Raw genomic sequence first — 5,298 nt, 5'->3', positions numbered from 1 at the left:
CACCCGCAACCCAGTGGCAAGCCCTTGAGCTGCTGCAAGATCTTGGCTTTCGGGTGAATCCTAACCGATTGCTCTGCCCGTCCCTAGCGGATGTGGCGGCCTATTTTGAGCAATGGGATACCGCTCGCCTCGATCTGCCCTACATGACCGATGGGGTGGTGGTGAAGCTGAATCGTTTTGATCTACAGCAGCAGTTAGGCTTTACCCAAAAGTTTCCCCGCTGGGCGATCGCTCTCAAATATCCTGCCGAGGAAGCGCCAACTCGGGTGGAGCGGGTGGTGGTTCAAGTAGGACGCACGGGGGCGCTGACGCCGGTGGCAGAATTCAGTCCCGTCCAGCTTGCTGGCACCACCGTGTCTCGGGCAACGCTGCACAATGGCGATCGCTTGGCTGAACTGGATTTACACCTGGGCGATACGGTGATCGTGCGCAAGGCGGGAGAAATTATTCCCGAGGTGGTGCGGGTGCTGCCAGACCTGCGCCCTGCCGATGCCCAGCGCTACGAGATGCCCACCCATTGCCCCGCCTGTGGGGAGCCGGTGGTGCGGCCTGCCGATGAAGCCGTGATGCGCTGCATCAATACCTCCTGTCCTGCCATTCTGCGCGGTTCGATTAGCCATTGGGCCAGCCGGGCGGCCCTAGACATCAACGGGCTGGGTGAAAAGTGGGTGGAGCAATTTATCGATCGCCATCTGGTGCAATCGGTAGCGGATTTGTATGACCTAACGGTGGAGCAACTGCTCACCCTAGATCGCATGGGCCCCACATCGGCGCAGAAGCTGGTGGGGGCGATCGCTCAGTCGAAGCAACAGACCTGGCCGCGGGTGCTCTATGGCTTAGGTATTCGCCATGTAGGCAGTGTCAATGCCCAGACCTTAAGCAACCAGTTTCCTAATGTGGATGATTTGGGAGCAGCAGAACCGGAAGCGATCGCCGCCGTCTATGGCATTGGCTCAGAAATTGCCCAGTCGGTCTATGCCTGGTTTCGGGTGCCGGCCAACCAGGTGCTGATCGATCGCCTGCGACAGGCCGGTCTACAGCTTGCCCTTGCTCCCGATCAGCTCAAACCCCAAGGGGCTCAGCCGTTAGCAGGCAAAACATTTGTGATTACCGGCACCTTACCATCCCTAAGTCGGGAGGATGCTAAGGCAAAAATTCAGGCGGCGGGTGGCAAAGTCACCGGAACCGTGAGTTCTAAAACGGATTATTTAGTAGTGGGCAGTGATGCCGGATCTAAGTTAGAAAAGGCACAGACTCTGGGTGTTGCCCAACTGTCAGAAACACAGTTACTCGATCTTCTGTCATCATCGAATTAGCCATGTCTGCCCCCGTCAACTCCTGAAGTATGCAGCATTTCACGTCATTTAGACTGATGCCATCATGGTTCCAGTCCTTGATTTTGCGCGATCGCCCCATGCGCCATGGTCGTCATCCCTACCGAGCGATCGCCCTTGGGGTTGGTAGTTGCCTGGCTGGACTACTGCTGTCAACACCAGCTGCAGGGGCAGAACGGGTTTACCTATCGATGGGTGTTTTTGAGCGCTCGATTGCGATAGATGATTTGGAAATCTATGCCCGTGAAGGCCGGGTCACGTCCAATCTTCGCCCCTACCTGCGATACTTTACGCCTAAGGATCAAGAACAGTTGCGATCGCTGCTGACCACGCAGGCCGATGTCAGTACTGTCGCCGTGGCTCAATTTCTCTATACTGATCAAGGCGAAGCGCTGCTGGAACGAATCAGCCGGATCATCCGTACCCAATCTCCGGAGGCGGCCCCTCGCGCCATTCGGGCTGCCCTGATTCTTGCGGCTGATTCTGACGATGGTCTAACGCCATTGAATGTGCTCAAGGAGTTTCCCCTCACCGACTTACGCATTAGTGTTGATGCTACCCTCAGCTTTGTGAGTGAGGTGGAAAATCTGATCAACCAAACGACCCAAGCGATTCAGATTATTCAAACCCAAGCTACTTTTGAATCTAGGGTGGAAGCACCGATTGATTCGATGGGTGTTCGGAATCCCCATGATATAGGTTTATACGACTGGCAGACGGTTACCCTAAATCTTCGCGATCGTCGCCGCGATCGCGCCTTTGATGTGGATGTCTATGTCCCCATTACGGCAACTCTCGGCAGCCCCACGCCACCTATGCCTGCGCCGGTGATCATTATTTCCCATGGTCTGGGAAGCGATCGCACTACCTATCGTTATCTTGCGGATCATCTTTCTTCCCATGGTTTTGTGGTGGCGGTGTTGGAGCACCCTGGCAGCAATGCCATGCAAATCCAAGCTCTTGTGCAGGGGCGAGTGCGAGAAGTAACGTCTCCCCAGGAATTTGTTGATCGCCCTCTCGACATTACCTTTTTGCTGGATGAACTGGAACGCCTCAATCGCACCCATCCTCAACTCTCGGGTCGCATGAATCTAGAGAAAACGGGCATCATTGGCCAGTCTTTAGGTGGATATACGGCTCTTACCCTGATCGGCGGTACACTCCATGGAGAACGGTTAATTCAGTCTTGTTATGACGATAGCTGGCTTAATTTATCTTTGCTGCTGCAATGCCAAGCGCTAGACTTACCCTGGGAAACCCTCGATCAATCCTTGAAAGATGATCGGATTGTAGCAGCGATCGCCATTAACCCCATTGGTAGCGGCATCATCGGCCAAAATGGTTTTAACCAAATTGAAAAACCTGTGATGGTGATGACTGGCAATGCCGATACGATCGCCCCAGCTCTACCTGAGCAAATCCGTCCTTTCACGTGGTTGGGCAGCCTCAATAAATATCTTGTGTTGATGCAGGGAGGCACCCACTTCTCTACCCTGGGTAGCTCTGCAAATGGCAGCGAAGCTCTGCTTCTACCCTCCAATATCGTTGGCCCAGATCCAGCGATCGCCCATCGCTATGTGAATGCCATGAGCGTGGCTTTTTTCCAAACCTACGTGGCGAATGATCCTAACTATCGAGGTTTTCTGCGGGCGACCTATGCTGATTATCTGAGTGAACAAGCGCTACCTCTGAGTTTAGTGCGTTCCCTCGATCCCCTCCAGCTATCCCGTATTTTATCCATGCCTTAATTATAGGAGTAAGATTGATGTATGGGGGCCATAAGGCGTGCCAGATGCTTGCTCGGAGCGGATCTGCTCATATCCTATCATCTACCTCTTGCCACGCTTCGAAAAGTAGCATCTTCAAGCGATCGTCCTTATTGGAGTGAAAACAATAAGAATTTCTACATGAAGAAAATAATCTGTGAAACTTAAAGCCGAGAAACCTTTTCCTCAGCAAGAATAGGTTCAGTCTGTACAGGCAGGTTTAGAAAATCTCCCAAGTCTTTCACGGTCTTTTGTTTATTAGATATATCACCATCAAAGTTTTTGTCTGTTAAGCTAATTTTCTCTAAAGACCCAGAACTTGATTCAAAGATTAGAACAATGACATAATATTGTCAAGCTTGTAAACATGTTCAAAATCTTGAATGAGTTGATGAACTGCGATATAAAACGTGGGAATTAAGGTGTTGCTGAAATCAGGGATGAACGGATTTCAGCAAGTTAGACTGGCTATGGTATGTTCTAAGCTGCTTGACTGACAAATCTTTTTGGCTAGGCTAGATTGAGTAACGTAAAACCCAGTACCAGCGTAGATTCTGTTGGGTTACACTGACGCTAGCCCAACCTACAAGAGAATCACGATCACAGGAGTTTTGTCCGTCAATCAGTGTTCCAAGCACTTCAGCTTGAAAATTAGCAACGCTTTAATCTTTATTTCCGGTTTGAACATCAAAGATATTGAGCGATCGCTTTTTGAGAAACTTAAGAAATATTCGAGGAAAAGCTAGATTCTAGGTGCGCGGTTGGGGATCAGGGTCGCTGGATGAGCGACCTTGGGTAGGTGTACCAGATTCTTCCTCAAGGCGATCGTTCCCCAGCCAGCGGCCCATACGCCACTGAAAACCATCAATGTAGGTAAAAATCACCGGCACAACTACCAGGGTAAGTAGCGTAGCCGTAGCCATGCCGCCAATGACAGCGATCGCCATGGGACTGCGGGTTTCGGCATCTGCGCCAATTTCCAAGGCAATGGGTATCATACCTGCGATGGTCGAGAAGGTGGTCATCAAGATGGGACGGAGGCGTGATACACCGGATTCCATCACGGCTCGGAATTGGGGCATCCCAAAGTCTCGCTGATTGGCTAGGGCTGAATCTACCAGCAAGATGGCATTTTTGGTCACTAACCCCATGAGCAATACAATACCAATGAGGGCGAATAACCCTAGCTCTTTCTGGGTGATCATCAAGGCAATCAACGCGCCGCCCAGAGATAAGGGTAGGGCGGTTAGAATCACAAAGGGATAAAGAAAACCGTTGTAGAGCAAGACCAAAATGGCGTAGATACAGAGCACGCCGGTGCCTAGAGCTTGGAGGAATCGCGAGAAAATATCCCGCATAATTTCCGCGTCACCGGAGGGACGCTGGGCAACCTCTGGCGGCAGGTTTTGCATGGCGGGAAGGGCTTCGACTTGGGCAAAGGCTTCCCCAAGGGATAGACTTTCTAGATTGGCACCGAGGGTGACCTGTCGAGCCCGATCAAAGCGTTCAATAGTGGCAGGGCCGCTACCGAGGCGAATATCGGCCACAGCGGACAGGGACACCATCGCACCAGATTGACTGGGAATCCGCAGGTTGCGCAGGGTGTTGAGATCGGCGCGGGTATCTGGATTGAGCTGCACACGAATGGGAATTTGGCGATCGGGGAGGTCAAATTTGGCGGAGTTGGCGTCGGTGGCCCCAATCGTAGCAATGGAGGCCGTGCGGGCGATCGCTTGCACCGTGACGCCCAAGTCTGCTGCTCGTTGGGGATCGGGGACAATCAAAATTTCTGGACGCACTTGACTAGCGCTGGAGCTGACGTCCACAAGACCGGTGACCTGTCGCATCTGCTGTTCAATGGCGATCGCCGTTTCAGTGAGGGCATCAGCATTTTCGCTGGTGAGCACTAAACTTAGATCTTGACTGTTGCCTGCAGCTCCTTGACTTTCAAAGCTAATGCGAGCGCCGGGGATTTGTCCAAACTGCTGCCGCATCTCACGCTCAAAGTCTTGTTGCCTCACCTGTCGCTCATCGCGAGGTTTGAGGTTAATCGTTAGCTTGGCTTCATCGGAGCCGTTACCCCCTACTTCCACAAACACAGACGCCACGGCTGGATGCTCTTGCACCTGCTGGGTAACCCGTTGAGCTAGGCGATCGGTCTCGCTGAGGGGTGATCCGGGGGGCAGCTCAATCAAGAC

General features: G+C 52.4%; 3 protein-coding genes. 2 read left to right on the top strand and 1 reads right to left on the bottom strand.

All coding sequences use genetic code 11. From position 1 onward, the window contains the following. Together ligA and V6D20_15250 are read left to right on the top strand one after the other, a co-directional pair. The coding region (gene ligA / locus V6D20_15255) for an NAD-dependent DNA ligase LigA (GenBank protein ID HEY9817137.1) at window positions 1-1,316 on the top strand (1,316 nt) is incomplete at its 5' end. Window positions 1,317-1,372: 56 nt separating this feature from the next. Then, window positions 1,373-3,082: an alpha/beta hydrolase gene (locus V6D20_15250; protein ID HEY9817136.1), complete on the top strand. Its 1,710-nt coding sequence runs from the start codon at window positions 1,373-1,375 to the stop codon at window positions 3,080-3,082. Between the two features lie 767 nt (window positions 3,083-3,849). Here V6D20_15250 and V6D20_15245 read toward each other — a convergent pair. Continuing rightward, window positions 3,850-5,298, bottom strand: a 1,449-nt coding sequence (locus tag V6D20_15245; GenBank protein ID HEY9817135.1) for an efflux RND transporter permease subunit, incomplete at its 5' end; no start/stop codon positions are given.

It is taken from the genome of Candidatus Obscuribacterales bacterium, assembly GCA_036703605.1.
Lineage (GTDB): Bacteria > Cyanobacteriota > Cyanobacteriia > RECH01 > RECH01 > RECH01.
This window is presented reverse-complemented; position numbering and strand designations above follow the sequence as displayed.